Raw genomic sequence first — 21016 nt, forward strand, 5'->3', positions numbered from 1 at the left:
CATGGCTGACTATCGGGGCAGAAAAGTCGTCATCATTGGATTAGGCATTACTGGCCTCTCCTGTGTTGATTTCTTCCTCGCGCAAGGCGTAACGCCACGCGTGATGGATACCCGTGTCTCGCCGCCGGGGCTGGACAAGCTGCCAGCCTCGGTGGAGCGCTATGTTGGCGGTATTAATAGCGATTGGCTGCTGGCGTCCGATCTGATTATCGCTAGCCCAGGCATCGCGCTGGCGCATCCTGCTTTGAGCGAAGCCGCCGATGCCGGGATTGAAATCATCGGCGATATCGAGCTGTTCTGCCGTGAAGCGCAGGCACCAATTGTGGCGATTACCGGTTCGAACGGCAAAAGCACCGTGACGACGCTGGTGGGTGAAATGGCGCGTGCCGCAGGGTGGCAGGTAGGCGTGGGCGGCAACATCGGTTTGCCGGCGCTAACGCTATTGAAATCGCCAGCACAGCTCTATGTGCTCGAACTCTCCAGCTTCCAGCTGGAAACCACACACAGCCTGAAAGCGGCCGCGGCGACGATCCTCAATCTCACCGAGGATCATATGGATCGCTATCCGCTCGGCATGCAGCAATATCGTGCCGCCAAGCTGCGTATTTACGAAAACGCCAGCGTCTGCGTAGTGAACGCTGACGATGGCATGACCATGCCGGTGCGCGGTGTCGATCAGCGCTGCGTGAGCTTCGGCATCAACCTTGGCGATTATCATCTCAATCAGCAGCAAGGCAGCACCTGGCTGCGGGCGAAGGGCGAGAAAGTCCTGAACACCGATGAGATGACGCTGGTAGGTCAACATAATTACACCAACGCGCTGGCAGCGCTGGCATTGGCCGACGCGGTGAACATCCCGCGCGCTTCCAGCCTGAAAGCCTTAACCACCTTTACCGGCCTTACGCACCGCTTCCAGCTGGTGCATGAAGCCAACGGCGTGCGCTGGATCAACGATTCCAAAGCCACCAACGTTGGCAGCACCGAAGCGGCGCTGAACGGCCTGAAGGTAAAAGGCACGTTGTGGCTGCTGCTGGGCGGCGACGGCAAATCGGCTGACTTCAGCCCGCTGGCGCGCTATCTGCAAGGCGACAGCGTGAAGGTGTTCTGTTTTGGTCGCGATGGCGATGCGTTAGCGGCACTGCGTCCGGAGATTGCCACGCGCACAGAAACCATGCAGCAGGCGATGACGCAAATTGCCGCACAGGTAAAAGCCGGCGATATGGTGCTGTTATCACCGGCCTGCGCCAGCCTTGACCAGTTCCGTAATTTTGAACAGCGCGGCGATCAGTTCGCGCAACTGGCGAAGGAGTTGAGCTGATGCGCATTCCTGGAGCCGGTATCGCCAATTATCTGTCAGTGCGCCTGCGCGATTGGGTGATGGGCGCGCGCGACAGTGATGATGCGCCAGTGGTCCTGTACGATCGCACGCTGCTGTGGCTGACCTTTGGGCTGGCGCTGATCGGTTTTGTGATGGTGACGTCGGCGTCAATGCCGGTGGGTCAACGTCTGAACGAAGATCCGTTCTACTTTGCCAAGCGTGATGCATTCTATATCGCTTTGGCGTTTGGTATGGCGCTGGTGACCTTGCGCATCCCGATGGATTTCTGGCAGCGCTACAGCAACGTGATGCTGATGGTATCCGTGGTGATGCTGCTGATCGTCTTGGTCGTGGGTAGCTCGGTGAACGGCGCATCGCGCTGGATTGCCCTTGGCCCGCTGCGTATTCAGCCGGCTGAGCTCTCGAAGTTGACGCTGTTCTGCTATCTCGCCAGCTATCTGGTGCGCAAAGTAGAAGAGGTGCGTAACAACTTCTGGGGCTTCTGTAAGCCGATGGGCGTGATGGTGGTGCTGGCCGTGCTGCTACTGGCGCAGCCTGACCTCGGTACCGTGGTCGTGCTGTTTGTTACCACGCTGGCGATGCTGTTCCTCGCCGGGGCGAAAATGTGGCAGTTCCTGGCGATCATCGGCTCCGGCATTTTCGCCGTGGTGCTGCTGATCATCGCGGAACCGTACCGTATGCGCCGTGTAACGTCCTTCTGGAACCCGTGGGAAGATCCGTTCGGTAGCGGCTACCAGCTGACGCAATCCTTGATGGCATTTGGACGCGGTGAGTTCTGGGGACAGGGCTTAGGCAACTCGGTGCAGAAACTGGAATATCTGCCGGAAGCACATACCGACTTTATCTTCTCCATCATCGGTGAAGAGTTGGGTTATGTCGGTGTGGTTTTAGCGCTGTTGATGGTATTCTTCGTCGCTTTTCGCGCGATGTCGATTGGTCGCCGTGCTCTGGAGATCGATCAGCGCTTTTCAGGCTTCCTCGCTTGCTCAATTGGCGTGTGGTTTAGCTTCCAGGCGCTGGTTAACGTCGGTGCGGCTGCGGGCATGCTGCCGACCAAAGGTCTGACATTGCCGCTGATCAGTTACGGTGGTTCGAGTCTGATCATCATGTCGACCGCCATCGTGTTTTTATTGCGCATAGATTATGAAACGCGTCTGGCGAAAGCGCAGGCGTTTACCCGAGGTGCTCGATGAGTGGCAAACGGCTGATGGTCATGGCAGGCGGTACTGGCGGGCATGTGTTCCCCGGTCTGGCCGTTGCCCATCACCTGATGGAACAAGGCTGGCAGGTGCGCTGGCTGGGAACCGCTGACCGAATGGAAGCGGATTTGGTACCGAAACACGGCATTGAAATTGATTTTATCCGCATCAGCGGTTTACGCGGTAAAGGCGTGAAAGCGCAGTTGCTGGCACCGGTGCGCATCTTCAATGCCTGGCGCCAGGCGCGTCGCATCATGAAGAGCTGGCAGCCGGATGTGGTGCTGGGCATGGGCGGCTATGTTTCAGGTCCCGGTGGTTTAGCCGCGTGGAGCTGCGGTATCCCGGTGGTGCTGCATGAGCAGAACGGCATTGCCGGCCTGACCAATAAGTGGCTGGCGAAAATCGCCACCAAAGTGATGCAGGCGTTTCCCGGTGCGTTTCCAAATGCTGAAGTGGTTGGCAATCCGGTGCGTACCGATGTGTTAGCGCTGCCGTTACCGGCAGAACGTCTGAGCGCACGTTCCGGCCCGATTCGCGTGCTGGTGGTCGGCGGCAGCCAGGGCGCGCGTATCCTCAACCAGACCGTGCCACAAGTAGCCGCAGAGTTGGGTGAAGCCATTACGGTTTGGCATCAAACCGGGAAAGGCGGACTGGAAACCGTGCAGCAGGCTTACCGCGCAGCGGGCCAGCCGCAGCACAAAGTCACCGAGTTTATCGATGACATGGCCGAAGCTTACGCCTGGGCCGATGTGGTGGTGTGCCGTTCGGGCGCATTGACGGTGAGCGAAGTGGCCGCCGCAGGTTTACCGGCGATTTTCGTGCCGTTTCAGCACAAAGATCGTCAGCAGTACTGGAATGCGTTGCCGCTGGAAAAAGCGGGCGCAGCCAAAATTTTCGAGCAGCCGCAATTTACCGCAGCTGTGGTAGCGGACACGCTGCGTCACTGGGATCGCACCACATTGTTGGCGATGGCAGAAAAAGCCCGTCAGGTCGCGATTCCCGATGCAACCGAGCGGGTTGCAAATGAAGTGGCGCGCGTCGCGAAGTAATTAATCGGCCAGTTGATTTGGCCCGTACCTTTAGCAGGTGCAAACGGGAAAAACAGGTAATTGAAACAGATGAATACACAACAATTGGCAAAACTGCGTTCTATTGTGCCCGAGATGCGTCGCGTCCGGCACATTCACTTTGTCGGCATCGGTGGTGCTGGCATGGGCGGTATTGCCGAGGTGTTGGCGAACGAAGGCTATCACATTAGCGGTTCTGATCTGGCACCGAACGCGGTGACACAGCATCTGGCGGCGCTGGGCGCGACGATTTATTTCAACCATCGTCCGGAAAACGTCACCGATGCCAGCGTTGTCGTAGTGTCGACAGCCGTTGCGCAGGATAACCCTGAGCTGGTTGCCGCACGTGAGCAGCGTATCCCCGTGATTCGTCGTGCTGAGATGTTGGCAGAACTGATGCGTTTCCGTCACGGCATTGCCGTTGCCGGTACGCACGGTAAAACCACCACCACCGCGATGGTGACCAGCATTTACGCGGAAGGCGGACTGGATCCGACCTTCGTTAACGGCGGATTGGTTAAGGCCGCAGGTACGCATGCGCGCCTGGGCAGCAGCCGTTACCTGATTGCAGAAGCCGATGAAAGTGATGCGTCCTTCCTGCATCTGCAGCCGATGGTGGCGATTGTCACCAACATCGAAGCCGATCACATGGACACCTATCAGGGTGATTTTGAGAACCTGAAGCAGACGTTCATTAACTTCCTGCACAACCTGCCGTTCTACGGACGCGCGGTAATGTGCGTGGATGACGCGGTGATTCGTGACCTGATTCCGCGTGTAGGCCGCCAGGTAACAACCTACGGCTTCAGCGACGACGCAGATGTGCGTATCGAGAATTATGAGCAGCGTGGCGCACAAGGCCACTTCACCATCATCCGCCAGGATAAGCCGGTGCTGAAAGTGACGCTGAACGCGCCGGGCCGTCATAACGCTCTGAACGCGGCTGCTGCGGTAGCTGTCGCCAGTGAAGAAGGTATTGAAGATAACGCAATTCTGGCCGCGCTGGAGAGCTTCCAGGGTACCGGACGCCGCTTTGACGTGCTTGGCGAGTTCGATACCGCCGCCGTTAACGGTAATCCAGGCAGCGCGATGCTGGTCGACGATTACGGCCACCATCCCACCGAAGTGGATGTCACCATCAAAGCCGCACGTGCGGGCTGGCCTGACAAGAAGCTGGTGATGGTGTTCCAGCCGCATCGCTACACCCGTACGCGTGACCTGTTTGATGATTTCGCGAATGTGCTGTCGCAGGTGGATGTGTTGCTGATGCTGGATGTCTATCCGGCGGGTGAAGCCGCGATTCCCGGCGCTGACAGCCGTTCGCTGTGCCGCGCGATTCGTAACCGTGGCAAGGTTGATCCGATTCTGGTCTCTGAGCATGACGCGCTGCCAGACGCGCTGGCGCCGTTGCTGTCGGGCGACGATCTGGTGATCGTGCAGGGCGCAGGCAACATCGGCAAGATTGCCCGCAAGCTGGCCGAAAACGAATTACAGCCTGCCGTTAAGTCGGAGGCGCGCCATGACTGAGAAGGTTGCCGTATTGATGGGTGGCACCTCGGCAGAGCGTGACGTGTCGCTGATGTCCGGTGCGGCGGTGCTGGCTGGACTGCGTGAAATGGGCATTGATGCGCATGCAGTCGATACGCGTGATGTGTCAGTGCTGGATCTGAAACAGCAGGGTTTCGCTAAAGCGTTTATTGCTTTGCACGGCCGCGGTGGTGAAGACGGCACGCTGCAAGCGGTGCTGGAGTTCCTGCAATTGCCCTATACCGGCAGCGGCGTGATGGCTTCCGCCATCACCATGGACAAACTACGCAGCAAATTGTTGTGGCAGGGCAGGGGATTACCCTCAGGCAAATTTGTCTGGCTGACGCGTCAGCAGCATGAGCAAGGTTTTGACGCGGATACTACCGCCGCCATTGAGGCGCTGGGCTTACCGCTGTTTGTGAAGCCAAGCTGCGAAGGTTCTAGCGTGGGTATCAGCCGCGTGAACCATGCGGATGCCTTACCCGCAGCGCTTGAAGAAGCCTTTCGCCATGATGATGATGTGCTGATCGAAGCTTTTCTGAGCGGCGCGGAGTACACCGTGGGCATCGTGGGTGAGCAAATTCTGCCTTCTATCAGAATTAAAACCGCCAGCGAGTTCTATGACTATGAAGCTAAATACATTTCTGACGATACTGAATACTTCTGCCCAAGCGGATTAAGCGCCGAGCAGGAAGCAGAATTGCAGACGTTGGTGTGGTCAGCCTGGCGCGCATTGGGTTGCAGCGGCTGGGGTCGCGTCGACGTGATGGCGGACGGTGAGGGCAACTTCCAACTGTTGGAAGTGAATACTTCGCCGGGCATGACCAGCCACAGCTTAGTGCCGATGGCCGCGAAGCAAGCGGGATACAGCTTCCCGCAGCTGGTAGCGCGTATTCTGGAGCTGGCTGACTGATATGTCTCAGGCGGCGATACGAGTACGCAATCGCGAACCTCAGGAGCGGACACGCTCCGGGCGTAGCAACGGTGCGCGACTGTTTGGCATGGTGTTCCTGCTGATTGTGCTGGGCATTATGGTGGCGGGCGGCCTCGTGGTACTGAAGTGGATGAATGATGCGTCACGCTTGCCGTTATCGAAGCTGGTGGTGACCGGGCAAACCCACTACACCACGCATGACGATATTCGCCAGGCTATTTTATCGCTTGGCGCGCCGGGGACCTTCATGTCGCAGAACGTGGATATCATCCAGCAGCAGATTGAGCGTTTACCCTGGATTAAGCAGGTCAGTGTGCGCAAGCAGTGGCCTGATGAGCTGAAGATAAATCTGGTGGAGTACGTTCCCGTGGCACGTTGGAACGACTCACACATGGTGGACGCCGATGGCGTCTCCTTCAGCGTACCGGCCAGTCACGTTGGCAAAGAAGCGTTGCCAATGCTGTACGGCCCGGAAGGCAGTGAAAACGAGGTGTTAGCTGGCTATCACACCATGAGTGATGTGTTAAAGGCTAACAAGTTTACCCTGAAGGTCGCGTCGATGACGGCGCGGCGCTCGTGGCAATTAGTGACCAGTGACGATGTGCGCATCGAATTAGGTCGCAGCGATACCATGAAGCGTCTGAACCGTTTTATTGAGCTTTATCCGGATTTGCAGCAGCAGGGCCAGAGTCAGAACCAGCGCATCACGTATGTTGATTTGCGCTACGATTCGGGCGCCGCCGTCGGTTGGGCCGCTGCACCGATAGAGCCACAGGACAGTAATCAGCAACAGAACCAGGCACAGGCTAAACCACAATGATCAAGGCAACGGACAGAAAACTGGTAGTAGGACTCGAAATTGGCACCGCGAAGGTGTCCGCCCTGGTTGGGGAAATTCTGCCCGATGGTATGGTCAATATTATTGGGGTGGGCAGTTGCCCGTCTCGCGGCATGGATAAAGGCGGCGTAAACGATCTGGAGTCGGTGGTGAAATGCGTACAGCGCGCCATCGATCAGGCTGAATTGATGGCGGACTGCCAGATTTCATCGGTATACCTTGCTTTATCGGGCAAACATATCAGTTGCCAGAACGAAATCGGGATGGTTCCGATTTCGGAAGAGGAAGTGACTCAGGATGATGTAGAGAACGTGGTGCATACGGCGAAATCCGTTCGCGTACGTGACGAGCATCGTATCCTGCATGTCATTCCGCAGGAATATGCCATCGATTATCAGGAAGGCATTAAGAATCCAGTGGGACTTTCCGGCGTGCGTATGCAGGCGAAAGTACATTTGATCACCTGCCACAACGATATGGCAAAAAATATTGTCAAAGCCGTTGAACGTTGTGGCCTGAAAGTTGACCAACTGATTTTTGCTGGCCTGGCATCCAGTTTCTCAGTGTTAACAGAAGATGAACGTGAGCTGGGCGTCTGTGTTGTTGATATCGGTGGCGGTACAATGGATATCGCTGTCTATACTGGCGGTGCACTGCGTCATACCAAAGTGATCCCGTATGCCGGGAACGTGGTAACCAGCGATATCGCCTACGCTTTTGGTACGCCGCCGACCGACGCAGAAGCGATTAAAGTGCGTCATGGTTGCGCATTGGGCTCGATTGTCGGCAAAGATGAAAATGTCGAAGTGCCGAGCGTAGGTGGACGTCCACCGCGTAGCCTGCAGCGTCAAACGCTGGCTGAAGTGATCGAGCCGCGTTACACCGAACTGTTGAATCTGGTCAACGACGAGATTCTGCAATTACAGGAGCAGCTGCGCCAGCAAGGCGTGAAACATCATCTGGCGGCCGGGATCGTGCTGACCGGTGGTGCGGCGCAGATTGAAGGTTTGGCAGCCTGCGCACAGCGCGTGTTCCACACGCAAGTGCGCATCGGACAGCCGCTTAACATCACTGGCCTGACAGATTATGCGCAGGAGCCGTATTACTCTACGGCGGTTGGCCTGCTGCATTACGGCAAAGAGTCACACATGAACGGTGATGCAGAAACGGAAAAACGTGCTTCAGTGGGCAACTGGTTTAAACGAATCAACAGCTGGCTGAAGAAAGAATTTTAATTTTTGAAAAAGGAGATCATGCTGGCAATGTTTATGATCTCCAGGCGACAGGCACATAACGGAGAGAAATCATGTTTGAACCTATGGAATTAACCAATGACGCGGTGATTAAAGTCATCGGCGTCGGCGGTGGCGGTGGCAACGCCGTAGAGCACATGGTACGCGAGCGTATCGAAGGTGTGGAATTCTTCGCTGTAAACACCGACGCGCAAGCGTTGCGTAAGACAGCGGTCGGCCAGACGATCCAGATCGGGACCAATATCACTAAAGGTCTTGGCGCAGGTGCGAACCCAGAAGTGGGTCGTAACTCTGCAGAAGAGGATCGAGAAGCACTGCGTGCTGCGCTGGATGGTGCAGACATGGTGTTCATCGCAGCTGGCATGGGCGGCGGTACCGGTACCGGTGCAGCGCCAGTTGTAGCTGAAGTGGCAAAAGACTTGGGTATCCTGACTGTTGCGGTGGTGACTAAGCCATTCAATTTTGAAGGCAAAAAGCGTATGGCTTTTGCTGAGCAGGGTATCGCGGAACTGTCTAAGCATGTCGATTCACTGATCACTATTCCAAACGACAAGCTGCTGAAAGTTTTGGGTCGCGGTATTTCTCTGTTGGATGCGTTCGGCGCAGCTAACGACGTATTGAAAGGCGCAGTACAGGGTATCGCTGAACTGATTACGCGTCCTGGCCTGATGAACGTCGACTTCGCGGACGTGCGTACCGTGATGTCAGAAATGGGTTACGCCATGATGGGTTCCGGCGTGGCATGCGGTGAAGACCGTGCAGAAGAAGCGGCAGAAATGGCGATCTCTTCTCCACTGTTGGAAGACATCGATCTGTCTGGCGCGCGCGGCGTGCTGGTCAACATCACTGCGGGCTTCGATCTGCGTCTTGATGAGTTCGAAACCGTGGGTAACACCATCCGCGCCTTCGCATCTGACAACGCAACCGTGGTTATCGGTACTTCTCTGGATCCAGAGATGAACGACGAACTGCGTGTGACTGTGGTGGCAACCGGCATCGGCATGGATAAACGCCCTGAAATCACTCTGGTGACCAACAAACCGGCCACCCAGCCAGTGATGGATCATCGCTACCAGCAGCACGGCATGGCGCCGCTGCCGCAGGAGCAGAAACCGGCTGCGAAAGTGGTGAATGACCAACCGACTGCATCCAGTAAAGAACCCGATTACCTTGATATTCCAGCCTTCTTGCGTAAGCAGGCAGACTAAGAATATCCCGAGAATTGGGATTCTCCGCTCTTTGTGCTAAAGTATTCGCCCGCTGGTAATTTATACTGGCGGTCGGACAGGTAATATTGCGAGATAAAGCGATGATCAAACAAAGGACACTAAAACGTATTGTTCAGGCGACTGGTGTCGGTTTACATACCGGCAAGAAAGTCACACTGACGTTACGCCCTGCGTCGGCTAACACCGGGGTCATCTATCGTCGCACTGACTTGAATCCACCGGTAGATTTCCCGGCTGATGCAAAATATGTGCGCGACACCATGCTGAGTACTTGCCTGGTGAATGATGAAGGCGTGCGTATTTCAACAGTTGAACACCTGAACGCCGCATTGGCGGGCTTGGGCATCGACAACATTATTGTTGAAGTTGATGCACCGGAAATCCCGATTATGGATGGCAGTGCCGCACCTTTTGTCTATCTGCTGATGGATGCAGGCATCGAAGAGCTGAACAGCGCGAAGAAATTCGTACGCGTTAAGCAAACGGTGCGTGTGGAAGATGGCGATAAGTGGGCCGAGATCAAACCGTATAACGGTTTTTCACTCGACTTCACTATCGACTTCAAACATCCAGCGATCGACTCAAGCTCGCAGCGTTACCAGCTCAACTTCTCGGCTGAGAACTTTGTTCGCCAAATCAGCCGTGCGCGCACTTTTGGCTTTATGCGTGAAATCGAATATCTGCAGTCTAAAGGCCTGTGCCTGGGCGGTAGTTTAGATTGTGCGATTGGCCTCGATGATTTCCGCGTATTAAACGAAGACGGTCTGCGCTTTGAAGACGAATTTGTTCGTCATAAAATGCTCGATGCGATCGGCGACCTGTTCATGTGCGGCCACAACGTTATTGGCGCGTTTACCGCCTTTAAATCTGGCCATGCGTTGAACAACAAGTTGCTGCAAGCGGTTCTGGCTAAGCAGGAAGCCTGGGAATGGGCGACCTTCGAAGATGAAGCAGAACTGCCACTGGCATTCAAAGCACCAAATTTAGTTCTGGCGTAAGCCAGACATAAAACGGCAGGTTTCGCTGACACCCTCTCCGGTCAGTTGAACCTGCCGTTTTTTATTGCCTCGCTTTTAATCCTGCCAAACCGATCTCAATTCGCTGTTGTGACTGGCGAAACCCTGTACAAAAAAACGTGAATTCCGCCGAAGCCCCTCTAATGACTGGTGTCGAAGCCCCACATAAGTGCTATCATCTGGCGCTCATATAAGCTGGGTAACGCTAATTCTGGCGACCGCTTTATCACTTTATTCAATGCATTGTGGACGGATTGTGATCGGGATTTTCTCACGCTGGCGACAATTAGGTAGACGCTATTTCTGGCCACATCTCCTGTTGGGGATGGTGGCGGCCAGTTTAGGCTTGCCTGCCTGCGCGCAAAGTGCTGAGCCCAAAGCAAATGATTCGCCGATCAGTAGCCTGTTTGTCGGCAATGTTGTCCACTTTGATCATCTGATTCGTCTGCAGGAAAGCGTGCGTCGACCGAATTTCAACGTCGATTACTGGCACCAGCATGCGATTCGCACGGTTATTCGCCACCTTTCGTTTAGCATGACGCCGCCCGCTCAGGCGGAAGCCGATCAAGCTGTGCCGCTGGCGGCACAAAAGCTAGCGTTGATTGGTTCGCTTCAGGCGCTGCTGACTTCTCACGCGCAAGCGCTGACTGTTGTTGAGCCGCAACAAAACCTGCGTAACAACGAACCACAAATCCATTCTTCTGCTGATTGGCAGGCTGCTATTCATGGCATCCGCGCCGGGCCTTTCATTGCTTAACTGCTAACGTTTTTTCCACATCCTGTATCAGATTTTGCAGTCCGTGAGATCACGACTGAATTGAGAAAAATTTATCATGTTAATCAAATTGTTAACTAAAGTATTTGGCAGCAGCAACGATCGTACTCTGCGCCGTATGCGTAAAATCGTAGATGTCATCAATAAGATGGAGCCGGATTTCGTTAAGCTCTCTGACGATGAACTGAAAGCGAAAACTGACCTGTTCCGTGAGCGCCTGAAAAAAGGCGAAAGCCTTGAGAGCCTGATTCCTGAAGCCTTTGCTACCGTACGTGAAGCGAGTAAGCGCGTCTTCGGTATGCGTCACTTTGATGTGCAGCTGATTGGCGGCATGGTGCTCAACGAGCGCTGCATCGCAGAGATGCGTACCGGTGAAGGTAAAACCCTGACTGCGACCTTGCCCGCTTACCTGAACGCATTAAGCGGCAAAGGCGTGCACGTGGTTACCGTCAACGACTATCTGGCGCAGCGTGATGCTGAAAATAACCGTGCACTGTTTGAATTCCTTGGCCTGACCATCGGTATCAACCTGCCAAACATGCCAGCCGTGGCGAAGCGTGCAGCTTATGCCGCTGACATCACCTACGGCACCAATAACGAATATGGCTTCGACTACCTGCGCGACAATATGGCGTTCAGCCCGGAAGAGCGCGTGCAGCGTAAATTGCATTACGCATTGGTGGATGAGGTCGACTCAATCCTGATCGATGAAGCGCGTACGCCACTGATCATCTCTGGCCCGGCTGAAGACAGTTCTGAACTGTATACCAAAGTTAACAAGATCATCCCGCATCTGGTGCGTCAGGAAAAAGAAGACTCTGAAACCTTCCACGGCGAAGGCGATTTCTGGGTCGATGAAAAAGCGCGCCAGGCACACATGAGCGAGCGCGGTTTGGTAAAAGTTGAAGAGTTACTGGTTAGCCAAAACATCATGGTAGAAGGCGAGTCGCTCTACTCACCGACCAATATCATGTTGATGCACCACGTTACTGCGGCGCTGCGTGCTCATGCACTCTTCACTCGCGATGTTGATTACATCGTTAAAGATGGCGAAGTGATCATCGTTGATGAGCACACCGGCCGTACCATGCAAGGTCGCCGTTGGTCAGATGGTTTGCATCAGGCGGTTGAAGCGAAAGAAGGCGTGGAAATCCAGAATGAAAACCAGACGCTGGCTTCAATCACCTTCCAGAACTACTTCCGTATCTACGAGAAACTGGCCGGTATGACCGGTACTGCAGATACCGAAGCATTTGAATTCAGCTCCATCTATAAGCTCGACACTATCGTGGTGCCAACTAACCGTCCGATGGTGCGTAAAGATATGGCCGATCTGGTCTACATGACCGAGAAAGAGAAGATCGACGCCATTATCGAAGACATCCGTGCCTGTACCGCCAAAGGGCAGCCGGTGTTGGTGGGGACCATTTCGATTGAAAAATCGGAAGTCGTGTCCAACGAACTGACACGCGCTGGCATCAAACATAGCGTACTGAATGCCAAATTCCACGCCAGCGAAGCGGATATCGTTGCCCAGGCGGGGCAACCTGCAGCGGTTACTATCGCAACCAACATGGCGGGTCGTGGTACCGATATCGTGCTGGGCGGTAGCTGGCAGGCTGAGCTCGCCGCCATGGACGAGCCAACTGAAGAGCAGATTCAGGCGATGAAAGAGGCATGGAAGCTGCGTCACGATGCGGTACTGGCTGCGGGCGGTCTGCACATCATTGGTACTGAGCGTCACGAATCTCGCCGTATTGATAACCAGCTGCGTGGTCGTGCGGGTCGTCAGGGTGATGCCGGTTCTTCACGCTTCTACCTGTCGATGGAAGATGCATTGATGCGCATCTTCGCTTCTGATCGCGTATCTAACATGATGCGTAAACTGGGCATGAAGCCAGGCGAAGCGATTGAGCATCCATGGGTGACCAAAGCGATTGCCAATGCTCAGCGTAAAGTGGAAAGCCGTAACTTCGATATTCGTAAACAGCTGCTGGAATACGATGATGTTGCCAACGATCAGCGTCGCGCCATCTACAGCCAGCGTAACGAACTGCTGGATGTGTCTGATGTGTCTGAAACCATCAATAGCATCCGTGAAGATGTCTACAAAACTACCATTGATACCTACATTCCGCCGCAGTCACTGGAAGAGATGTGGGATGTTGCCGGCCTGGAAGAGCGTCTGCGTAACGACTTCGATCTGAACTTGCCTATTGCTGAGTGGTTGGATAAAGAGCCCGATCTTCACGAAGAGACGCTGCGCGAACGTATCATGACCCACGCCGCGGAAAGCTATGCTGCCAAAGAAGAAGTGGTTGGCGAAGAGATGATGCGCAACTTTGAGAAAGGCGTGATGCTGCAAACGCTGGATTCGCTGTGGAAAGAGCATCTGGCGGCGATGGATTATCTGCGTCAGGGGATTCATCTGCGTGGTTATGCGCAGAAAGATCCGAAGCAGGAATACAAACGTGAATCCTTCTCTATGTTTGCGGCGATGCTGGAGTCACTGAAATACGAAGTGATCAGTACCCTGAGCAAAGTTCAGGTGCGCATGCCAGAAGAAGTGGAAGCGATGGAGCAGCAGCGCCGTGAAGAAGCTGAGCGATTAGCGCAGCAGCAACAGTTGAGCCACGTTGATGATGCCACCGCCGCAGCCGAAGCGTTAGCGGCACAAGGCGGAGAGCGTAAAGTAGGGCGTAACGATCTTTGCCCATGTGGTTCCGGTAAAAAATACAAACAGTGCCACGGCCGTCTGGCCTGATAAAAAAGGAGCCTTCGGGCTCCTTTTTTTTGCTTACGATTTAGCGAGTTATCGCCATTAGTTTCTCTTCATTTAGGCGCACGCCATGATACGGCAGCGTCACCAGCAGACCATCCGGCAAGCCAGCTCGCTTCAACAGCGCTCGGCTTTGGAACAGTAGCTGATGGTAATTGTTATCGCTGATACTTGGATAGCTCTCATTCCACACCGTGGCAATAATCTGACGCTTGGAGGTAATCCGTAGCAGCAGGCAGGAGAAAAATCGTTTTTGCGCTTCATTCAACGAAATAACTTTGTGTTCAGGCCACCATGTTAAGGTGTTCTGAGCGCTGTCTAACGTCAGGATGTCATGAAATACCAGATGGCGTAGGGCATGTAATTGTTCCGGCGTATTTTGTGCCAGAAACGTTGTTTCTTTGAATTCCATAGGTAATCGGGTTTGGCAGAAGAAAGTGGCTGCGAGTATTCCCAACATTCCCGGTTGCGATCATTACGACATGTCTTAATCACTGGCTTTTGTGCTGCGCGGGGCGTCGCTTTCCTCTCAACGGTTAACATCACTCCATGTCTGATTTACACTCAGCGCTCATTTATTAAAAGCGGAATCCAGCTTATGAAACACCTGCAGGTTGCGGTGGGCATCATTCGCAATACAGAACGTCAAATCTTCCTTGCCCAGCGTGCGGCTAGCTCCTATATGGCGAATAAATGGGAGTTTCCTGGCGGAAAAATTGAACAAGATGAATCTGCCGAGCAGGCGCTCAAGCGTGAGTTGATGGAAGAAACCGGTATTGAAGTCACATCGGCAAGCGCAATTGGTCAGGCCGATCACAGTTATGAAGATCTGCGCGTTACGCTGCATTTCTTTCTGGTTGAAGGCTGGAACGGCGAACCTTATGGCCGCGAAGGTCAGCCACAGCGTTGGGTCGAACAGCAGGATTTGGTCGCGGATGAATTTCCGCCTGCGAACCATGAACTGATCAGCCGATTAGTGGCTGGCGAGATTTAAGTGAAGGGGCAGTAGGCCCCTTACTTTTACTGCTGTTCTTCGCTCCAGTCATCGCTGTCCATCTGGTCACCGCTGCTGGGAATGCGTTTCTCTTCTGCTGCCCATTCACCTAAATCAATCAGCTGGCAACGTTTACTGCAGAATGGCCGCCACGGGCTCAATTCATCCCAAATCACATCGCGACGACAGTTGGGGCAAGGTACGGTAATCATCTCTTCCGGCATAACTTCCTCTAACAACAAGCTAATTCAAAATTCAGTCGTGCGGGTACTTCTCCGCGTTCGCTGTCTAAGGGCAGGAAACGAATCGCATAACGGCTTTTGTGGCCCGATACTTGCGGATACAGCGCGTCTTCCAGCGTTAATTGCAGGCGCAGCAAATCAGATCCTTCGGCGTTATCCTGATAAAAGCCGTTGAGGCTGGTTTGATGACGAAAGATGCCAGACTGTCGCACTAAATCGAGGATCATCGTCAAACTATTACGCAGCGGATTCAGTGATTCCAGCCAGCCATTGACCTGAACATCTCGCACCGCTTGTTCCTGATGCAGCCAGATATGCAGGCTTGGAAGATCGAAACTGCAGCAGCCGCCAGGAATGCTCAAACGCTGACGCACCAGAGCAACCAGTCGATCTTCTCGTAACTGTTGGCCCATGCGCGGTGCCGCCATCAGTTCGCTTGAGTATTGCTTCAACTGCTGACGCAAATTATTCACGCGCAGTTCGTCAATGCCCGGCACATCCAGCCATGCGCGTAATTTTTGCTGTTGGCGCTCCATTTCTTTAAGCAATTCAGTGCGCATATCGCCGCGCTCAAAAATATCCAGCAAATCACTGAGGATGCGGAACACGCCAAGTGCTGATACCGAACCGCTAACCGGCACCGTTTCATGCAACTGATCAATCAGATATTCGACGCGCAGCCAGGTACGCATCTTCTCGTTCAAAGGGTGTTCAAACATAACAACTGTGCTCATGATGTTAATCCTTTCCGGTTGCTGCCAGGCGTAGATAGCGCTGGTGAAACTCAGCAACGCGCGGTAGCACCTGCTCAGATGTACCGCTGTTATCAATGATGTCATCCGCACAGGCTATGCGCTGTTCGCGACTGGCCTGTGCGGCAAGAATATTTTTCGCCTGACTCAGCGAAATGCCATCCCGCTGTTGTGTGCGTTGCAACTGCGTGGCGGTATCCACATCCACTACCAACACGCGATCGGCCTGATGCTGTAAGCCGTTTTCGACCAACAGCGGCACCACCCAAAGCACATAAGGTGAAGTAGCCAGTAACTTTAATTGTTGCGTGCGGGCATTAATGAGTGGATGAAGCAATTGATTGAGCCAGTTTTTCTCTTGCGGCTGCTGGAAAATAATTTCACGAAGCCGTGCACGATAGAGCGTGCCTTCTGCCGTCAGAATGGTGTCTCCATGACGCTGAGCAATCGCCTTTAAGGCCGGCGTTCCAGGCTCAACAACTTCTCTGGCAATGACGTCAGCGTCAATAATATCAACGCCCAGCGCTGCGAAAGCGTTGGCAATAGTGGTTTTACCACTGCCAATGCCGCCGGTGAGCGCAACGGTATAAGGCATAACGTTCTCGCAAAATTTATATCGTGAGCGGCGATTAACCACAGCAAGATGAGAGCATGATCACAATCATTTTTCTCAGCTAAATTTAAGGGATTGTAGCCTAAATAAAGTGAAATTCGCAGTCTTGTCGCGGAACGAATGGTGCGTATGATAACGACACTGGAGCCGTGAGCGCTACCCGAACCGCGGTTCGTCGTCACTAACCAGGATAATCAGCTATGCGCATTGAAGAAGATCTAAAACTGGGCTTTAAAGATGTTTTGATCCGTCCAAAACGTTCCACGTTGAAAAGTCGTTCCGAGGTTGAACTGGAACGCACCTTCACCTTTAAACACTCAGGCTTGAACTGGAGTGGCATTCCGATTATTGCTGCCAACATGGATACCGTCGGCACTTTCACGATGGCTGAAGCTCTGGCGAGTTTTAACGTATTGACCGCAGTCCATAAACACTACAGCGTGCAAGAGTGGCAGGCATTTGTGCAGCGCGTGCCAGCGGCGGTGCTGAGTCATGTGATGGTCTCATCCGGTACCTCCGAATCAGATTTCACCAAATTATCCGCCATTCTTGCGTTAACGCCGCAGCTTAACTTTATCTGCATCGACGTTGCTAACGGTTACTCTGAGCATTTTGTTCAGTTCCTGCTACGCGTGCGTGAAAGCTTCCCGGGTAAAACCATCTGCGCAGGTAACGTGGTCACCGGTGAAATGGTGGAAGAGCTGATTTTGTCTGGCGCAGACATTGTCAAAGTGGGCATTGGTCCCGGCTCGGTTTGCACCACACGCGTGAAGACCGGCGTTGGCTACCCTCAGCTTTCAGCCGTTATTGAGTGCGCGGATGCGGCACACGGCTTAGGCGGACAGATCGTTAGCGACGGCGGCTGCTCGGTTCCTGGCGACATTGCCAAAGCTTTCGGTGGTGGCGCAGACTTCACTATGCTCGGCGGCATGCTTGCGGCTCATGATGAGTGTGAAGGAACCGTTGTTGAAGATCACGGCGAGAAATTTATGCTGTTCTACGGTATGAGCTCCGAATCTGCCATGAAACGCCACGTTGGCGGTGTGGCGCAATATCGTGCGGCGGAAGGAAAAACCGTGCGCTTGCCGGTGCGCGGCCCGGTTGAGGAGACGGTTAAAGATATCCTCGGTGGCTTACGCTCAGCTTGCACCTACGTCGGTGCGGAACGATTGAAAGAGCTGACGAAACGCACCACCTTTATCCGCGTTGCTGAACAAGAGAACCGCGTGTTCACGCGCTGATCTCAGACATCGGGCGCGCATCGCGCGTGCCCGTTAGCGAATTGCATCGCCAAGACCAAATACCGGCAGATACATCGCAATCACTAGGGTGCCAACAATTCCGCCAATTACCACCATCATCATCGGTTCCAGCGATGCCGCCAGAGCATCAGCGCGCGCTAACGTTTGCGCTTCATGCCATTCCGCCAGACGCGCCAGCATCACATCCAGCGCACCCGCTTCTTCGCCAACCCGGATTAGCTGGGCACAAAGGGGAGTGAACAACAGATGTTGTTGCAGCGCCTGATGCAGCGGCGCACCCGCAGCAATGTGCTGCTGCAACTGAATGATGGCATCGCGCCATAACCGGGAAACCAGCGTCACCTCAACCGCCTGCAGACTTTGCAGCAGGGTTAAACCGGATTGCTGCGTAAGTTGCAGGATGGCGTATATCTGGCTGAGCTGCCCGCCGCGCCACAGCGGTGATAACAGCGGCATGCGCAGCAGCCATTGATGTACGCGCTTTTGCCACGCTACTGAACGACGATAAGTTTGCTGCACCATCCCGATAAATACGGCGCATATCAGCGACAGCGGCAGTGCGGCTTTCTGTAATAGCTCCGATAGCGACATCACCGCAGCAGTAAAAGCGGGCAGCGGTGCGTCAAAGCTGGCATAGACGGAGACAAACTCCGGCAAAACAAACAGCAGCATGCCAGCACTAACCGCCAGCGCCACCAGCAAGATAAACAGCGGATAACGCAGCGCCTTGACCACTTTCTGCCGTAAGTATTGTTGTTTACTTTGCTGCTGCGCCAACTGGCGACAGCACTCGTCGAGCTGGCCGGTTAACTCACCCACTTGCATCAACGCGGGAAACAATGGTGGAAAGATATGCGGCCACTCCTGCAGTGCTTGTGAGAAGGGCTCACCGGCGATAACGCGGCGCTGCAATCCCTTGAGTAGTACCCGCCAACCGGCATGGGGATGGCCTTCTGCCAACAGAATCAAACTCTCCGCCAGCGGCAAACCGGCCTTCAGTAGCGTCGCCAGTTGCCGCACCAGGTCGATTTTTTGCTGCCACTTCCAGTCGCGCGAACGCCAGCATTTTCCACGCTGCCAGCTCACCGGCAGCATGCCGCGATCGGAGAGTTGATTGAGCAACGCATCCTGGCTGGCGTTAAGTGATTCGCCTTCCTGCAGCACGCCCATGGTATCGAGCGCCTGCCAGCGGAAATGATAGAGATTAGCCATCGCCCAATCCCACCACGCGCTGCATCTCTTCAAAAGACGTATCGCCGCGACTAACCGCTTCCAGCCCCGCAGCCAGCAAGGTTTTCATTCCCTGTTCATTTGCCAGCGTGAGCAGATGTTCCAGCGGCATATCTGCCGAAATAGCATTCTGCAATTTGCTGGTTACCGGCAAGATTTCAAACAGCGCCAGCCGCCCGTAATAGCCGGAAAAGCAGTGATCGCAGCCGGGCGCTCGCCAGGTTTGCAGCGTGCCCGGCCAGAGTTCGGCCGGCAGATGGGCGATAGCTTGTCCCGGCTGGCGACAATGCACGCACAGGCGTCTGACCAGACGCTGCGCCACCACTAACTGCAAAGCGGGACCCAGCAAATAGCCGGGAATATCCATCTGGCGCAGGCGCGTCAGTGTTTCGGCGGTTGAGTTGGTATGCAGTGTGGAAAGCACCAAATGGCCGGTCTGCGCGGCTTTGACGGCAATGCTTGCCGTCTCGGCATCACGGATTTCCCCCACCATAATCACATCGGGATCCTGGCGCAGCAGGGCGCGCAGTACACGGTTGAAATCGAGCCCGCTGCGCGGTTGGATCTGCGTTTGATTGATGCCATCCAGCGGAATCTCAACCGGATCTTCCACGCTGCATACATTCTTTTCCGGCACGTTCAGCGCGCTTAATCCGCTATAGAGCGTGAAGGTTTTACCGCTGCCGGTGGGACCGGTGACCAGAATCAAACCTTGCGGTTTCGCCAGCGCACTTTTCAGCAAGCGCAGTTGGGCGGCGGGCATGCCGAGTTTATCGAGCGTGATGGCGCTGTTTTCACTTTGCAGCAGCCGTACCACGGCTTTTTCACCCTGGCTTACCGGCAGTGTTGAAAGACGAAACGCTGCCAGTTTGTCGTCTATTTCCAGCGTAAACTGTCCGTCCTGCGGTAGACGCCGTTCGGCGATGTCCAATCCACCGAGGATTTTCAGGCGCGCCAAAATCGCAGCGGGTTGTGCTTCAGAGGGCTGAGGCAGTTTGTGTAACACGCCATCGATGCGCAGACGCACCCGCAATCCCTGGCGCTGCGGTTCGAAATGCACATCTGAGGCACGGCGCTGAATGGCCTGACGCAAAATCTGATCGACCGCGTTAATCGCTGACTCAGCGCTGGCGTGTTCTCGCGGTGCTGCAACGGCATCCGGTTCGTGCAGTAACTGCTCAAGGCGTGCTGCAGGCCAGCACTCGACGTCCACCTTGCACTGGCTAGCGAACTGTAACGCCTCCAGCAGCAGTGGATCGGGCGTGTCGGCTACCGCTACGCGCAATAGCGTGGCGTCGTGATGCAGTATCACTGCCTGATAACGTGCGCACAACGCATGCAGCGCACTATTAGGATTGTCCATCAGTTGGCATCCTTGTCGGCAAAGCGGAACTGTTCGAGGCAGCTATCGCGCAGGCTGCTGTTATCGCTGGTGCAGCTGCGTTGCCAGCTCAACGTGCCATCGGTTGCGCTCCAGATTGGCAGCATTTCAACCGTCAATCCGCTAAGACTTTCCTGGCCGGTCAGATTGATGGTTCCATTAATCACGCTGAGCGTTGCCACATAGCGCGAACCTTTGGCCACCGGAATACCGCGTTGTCCTGCCTGACATTGCGCAGGTCCGCCACGCTCAATGGCGCAGAGTTCTACGGCTGTTTTGTACGGCACCATGGTTTGCAGCATGTCGGTGAGCGCTGCACGTTGCAGGTAGTTTTGATAGGCCGGTAAACCGATGGCGCTGAGAATGGCGACGATACCAATCACAATCATCAATTCGATGAGGGTAAAACCGCGTTGTCTGTCCATAGTGAAGCTCCTTGTTGTGGAGCCGCTACGGTAGAAAAGGGCGAGGGAAAGCGGAAGTCAGGCCTGCGCGAGGCTGGAAAGCATCACGCAGAAAATCGTCAAAATTACAGCAGAGAGAACAGCGTTTTGGAAGCCATCTCGCATATGCCGCGCTAACCGGC

General features: G+C 54.6%; 20 protein-coding genes. 13 read left to right on the forward strand and 7 right to left on the reverse strand.

What is annotated here, in order from left to right:
• Position 1 precedes the first annotated feature (1 nt).
• The 11 genes from murD to secA all read left to right on the forward strand — a co-directional run bounded on the left by murD (position 2) and on the right by secA (position 13941).
• Positions 2-1318: a UDP-N-acetylmuramoyl-L-alanine--D-glutamate ligase gene (gene murD / locus RTM06_RS05910; RefSeq protein WP_312180645.1), complete on the forward strand. Its 1317-nt coding sequence runs from the start codon at positions 2-4 to the stop codon at positions 1316-1318.
• On the forward strand, positions 1318-2532 hold the full coding sequence (ftsW, locus tag RTM06_RS05915) for a cell division protein FtsW (RefSeq protein WP_256695606.1): 1215 nt from the start codon (positions 1318-1320) through the stop codon (positions 2530-2532). The genes murD and ftsW overlap by 1 nt, the downstream gene beginning before the upstream one ends.
• Entirely contained in the window at positions 2529-3587 is a 1059-nt protein-coding gene (gene murG, locus RTM06_RS05920; RefSeq protein WP_154181787.1) for an undecaprenyldiphospho-muramoylpentapeptide beta-N-acetylglucosaminyltransferase, read from the forward strand. The genes ftsW and murG overlap by 4 nt, the downstream gene beginning before the upstream one ends.
• 69 nt (positions 3588-3656) lie before the next feature.
• Positions 3657-5132: a UDP-N-acetylmuramate--L-alanine ligase gene (gene murC / locus RTM06_RS05925; protein ID WP_101762113.1), complete on the forward strand. Its 1476-nt coding sequence runs from the start codon at positions 3657-3659 to the stop codon at positions 5130-5132.
• Positions 5125-6045, forward strand: coding sequence for a D-alanine--D-alanine ligase (locus RTM06_RS05930; RefSeq protein WP_312180650.1), 921 nt, complete (start codon positions 5125-5127; stop codon positions 6043-6045). Before murC ends, RTM06_RS05930 begins: the two co-directional genes overlap by 8 nt.
• Position 6046: 1 nt before the next feature.
• On the forward strand, positions 6047-6886 hold the full coding sequence (gene ftsQ / locus RTM06_RS05935; protein WP_154192991.1) for a cell division protein FtsQ: 840 nt from the start codon (positions 6047-6049) through the stop codon (positions 6884-6886).
• On the forward strand, positions 6883-8139 hold the full coding sequence (gene ftsA, locus RTM06_RS05940) for a cell division protein FtsA (protein ID WP_007888634.1): 1257 nt from the start codon (positions 6883-6885) through the stop codon (positions 8137-8139). The genes ftsQ and ftsA overlap by 4 nt, the downstream gene beginning before the upstream one ends.
• Positions 8140-8210: 71 nt before the next feature.
• Entirely contained in the window at positions 8211-9365 is a 1155-nt protein-coding gene (ftsZ, locus tag RTM06_RS05945; protein ID WP_256695609.1) for a cell division protein FtsZ, read from the forward strand.
• Between the two features lie 101 nt (positions 9366-9466).
• Entirely contained in the window at positions 9467-10384 is a 918-nt protein-coding gene (gene lpxC / locus RTM06_RS05950) for a UDP-3-O-acyl-N-acetylglucosamine deacetylase (RefSeq protein WP_007888639.1), read from the forward strand.
• A gap of 274 nt (positions 10385-10658) precedes the next feature.
• A complete protein-coding gene (gene secM / locus RTM06_RS05955; RefSeq protein ID WP_256695611.1) occupies positions 10659-11159 on the forward strand; it encodes a secA translation cis-regulator SecM in 501 nt (166 codons plus the stop codon).
• Between the two features lie 76 nt (positions 11160-11235).
• Entirely contained in the window at positions 11236-13941 is a 2706-nt protein-coding gene (gene secA / locus RTM06_RS05960; protein WP_312180656.1) for a preprotein translocase subunit SecA, read from the forward strand.
• Between the two features lie 40 nt (positions 13942-13981).
• On the opposite strand, the gene RTM06_RS05965 is transcribed toward secA, so the two are convergent.
• The gene (locus RTM06_RS05965; RefSeq protein ID WP_008108595.1) at positions 13982-14368 is read right to left on the reverse strand and encodes a transcriptional regulator; all 387 of its coding nucleotides are present in this window, start codon (positions 14366-14368) and stop codon (positions 13982-13984) included.
• 186 nt (positions 14369-14554) lie between these two features.
• Here RTM06_RS05965 and mutT point away from each other — a divergent pair, with 186 nt between their 5' ends.
• Positions 14555-14950 (forward strand): 8-oxo-dGTP diphosphatase MutT, encoded by a 396-nt coding sequence (mutT, locus tag RTM06_RS05970; RefSeq protein WP_101762107.1) that lies wholly within the window; start codon positions 14555-14557, stop codon positions 14948-14950.
• A gap of 26 nt (positions 14951-14976) precedes the next feature.
• Here the strand turns inward: mutT and yacG are convergent, their stop codons facing one another.
• The 3 genes from yacG to coaE are packed head-to-tail and all read right to left on the reverse strand — an operon-like array spanning position 14977 to position 16539.
• A complete protein-coding gene (gene yacG, locus RTM06_RS05975) occupies positions 14977-15174 on the reverse strand; it encodes a DNA gyrase inhibitor YacG (protein ID WP_064737573.1) in 198 nt (65 codons plus the stop codon).
• An 8-nt stretch (positions 15175-15182) separates the two neighbouring features.
• Entirely contained in the window at positions 15183-15926 is a 744-nt protein-coding gene (zapD, locus tag RTM06_RS05980) for a cell division protein ZapD (RefSeq protein ID WP_312180661.1), read from the reverse strand.
• A gap of 4 nt (positions 15927-15930) precedes the next feature.
• A complete protein-coding gene (gene coaE, locus RTM06_RS05985) occupies positions 15931-16539 on the reverse strand; it encodes a dephospho-CoA kinase (protein ID WP_312180663.1) in 609 nt (202 codons plus the stop codon).
• 218 nt (positions 16540-16757) lie between these two features.
• Between coaE and RTM06_RS05990 the strand changes: the two genes are divergently transcribed.
• A complete protein-coding gene (locus tag RTM06_RS05990) occupies positions 16758-17798 on the forward strand; it encodes a GMP reductase (RefSeq protein ID WP_312180664.1) in 1041 nt (346 codons plus the stop codon).
• Between the two features lie 33 nt (positions 17799-17831).
• Here RTM06_RS05990 and hofC read toward each other — a convergent pair whose 3' ends face one another.
• From hofC to ppdD, 3 genes are read right to left on the reverse strand one after another with little or no spacing between them, the layout of a single operon-like run.
• On the reverse strand, positions 17832-19031 hold the full coding sequence (gene hofC, locus RTM06_RS05995) for a protein transport protein HofC (RefSeq protein WP_312180666.1): 1200 nt from the start codon (positions 19029-19031) through the stop codon (positions 17832-17834).
• On the reverse strand, positions 19024-20412 hold the full coding sequence (gspE, locus tag RTM06_RS06000) for a type II secretion system protein GspE (RefSeq protein WP_312180668.1): 1389 nt from the start codon (positions 20410-20412) through the stop codon (positions 19024-19026). The genes hofC and gspE overlap by 8 nt, the downstream gene beginning before the upstream one ends.
• On the reverse strand, positions 20412-20855 hold the full coding sequence (ppdD, locus tag RTM06_RS06005; RefSeq protein ID WP_312180670.1) for a prepilin peptidase-dependent pilin: 444 nt from the start codon (positions 20853-20855) through the stop codon (positions 20412-20414). Before ppdD ends, gspE begins: the two co-directional genes overlap by 1 nt.
• Positions 20856-21016 lie beyond the last annotated feature (161 nt).

This window comes from Pantoea sp. CTOTU46764, assembly GCF_031974595.1.
Lineage (GTDB): Bacteria > Pseudomonadota > Gammaproteobacteria > Enterobacterales > Enterobacteriaceae > Pantoea > Pantoea trifolii.

What these genes read in the sequence shown, in the direction of transcription:
- RTM06_RS05990 (WP_312180664.1), top strand. Translation starts at nt 16,758, where the DNA reads ATGCGCATTGAAGAAGATCTAAAACTGGGCTTTAAAGATGTTTTGATC.
- mutT (WP_101762107.1), top strand. Translation starts at nt 14,555, where the DNA reads ATGAAACACCTGCAGGTTGCGGTGGGCATCATTCGCAATACAGAACGT.
- coaE (WP_312180663.1), bottom strand. Translation starts at nt 16,539, where the DNA reads ATGCCTTATACCGTTGCGCTCACCGGCGGCATTGGCAGTGGTAAAACC.
- RTM06_RS05965 (WP_008108595.1), bottom strand. Translation starts at nt 14,368, where the DNA reads ATGGAATTCAAAGAAACAACGTTTCTGGCACAAAATACGCCGGAACAA.
- RTM06_RS05930 (WP_312180650.1), top strand. Translation starts at nt 5,125, where the DNA reads ATGACTGAGAAGGTTGCCGTATTGATGGGTGGCACCTCGGCAGAGCGT.
- ftsZ (WP_256695609.1), top strand. Translation starts at nt 8,211, where the DNA reads ATGTTTGAACCTATGGAATTAACCAATGACGCGGTGATTAAAGTCATC.
- yacG (WP_064737573.1), bottom strand. Translation starts at nt 15,174, where the DNA reads ATGCCGGAAGAGATGATTACCGTACCTTGCCCCAACTGTCGTCGCGAT.
- murG (WP_154181787.1), top strand. Translation starts at nt 2,529, where the DNA reads ATGAGTGGCAAACGGCTGATGGTCATGGCAGGCGGTACTGGCGGGCAT.
- secA (WP_312180656.1), top strand. Translation starts at nt 11,236, where the DNA reads ATGTTAATCAAATTGTTAACTAAAGTATTTGGCAGCAGCAACGATCGT.
- ftsW (WP_256695606.1), top strand. Translation starts at nt 1,318, where the DNA reads ATGCGCATTCCTGGAGCCGGTATCGCCAATTATCTGTCAGTGCGCCTG.
- ftsQ (WP_154192991.1), top strand. Translation starts at nt 6,047, where the DNA reads ATGTCTCAGGCGGCGATACGAGTACGCAATCGCGAACCTCAGGAGCGG.
- gspE (WP_312180668.1), bottom strand. Translation starts at nt 20,412, where the DNA reads ATGGACAATCCTAATAGTGCGCTGCATGCGTTGTGCGCACGTTATCAG.
- lpxC (WP_007888639.1), top strand. Translation starts at nt 9,467, where the DNA reads ATGATCAAACAAAGGACACTAAAACGTATTGTTCAGGCGACTGGTGTC.
- murC (WP_101762113.1), top strand. Translation starts at nt 3,657, where the DNA reads ATGAATACACAACAATTGGCAAAACTGCGTTCTATTGTGCCCGAGATG.
- hofC (WP_312180666.1), bottom strand. Translation starts at nt 19,031, where the DNA reads ATGGCTAATCTCTATCATTTCCGCTGGCAGGCGCTCGATACCATGGGC.
- ftsA (WP_007888634.1), top strand. Translation starts at nt 6,883, where the DNA reads ATGATCAAGGCAACGGACAGAAAACTGGTAGTAGGACTCGAAATTGGC.
- murD (WP_312180645.1), top strand. Translation starts at nt 2, where the DNA reads ATGGCTGACTATCGGGGCAGAAAAGTCGTCATCATTGGATTAGGCATT.
- ppdD (WP_312180670.1), bottom strand. Translation starts at nt 20,855, where the DNA reads ATGGACAGACAACGCGGTTTTACCCTCATCGAATTGATGATTGTGATT.
- zapD (WP_312180661.1), bottom strand. Translation starts at nt 15,926, where the DNA reads ATGAGCACAGTTGTTATGTTTGAACACCCTTTGAACGAGAAGATGCGT.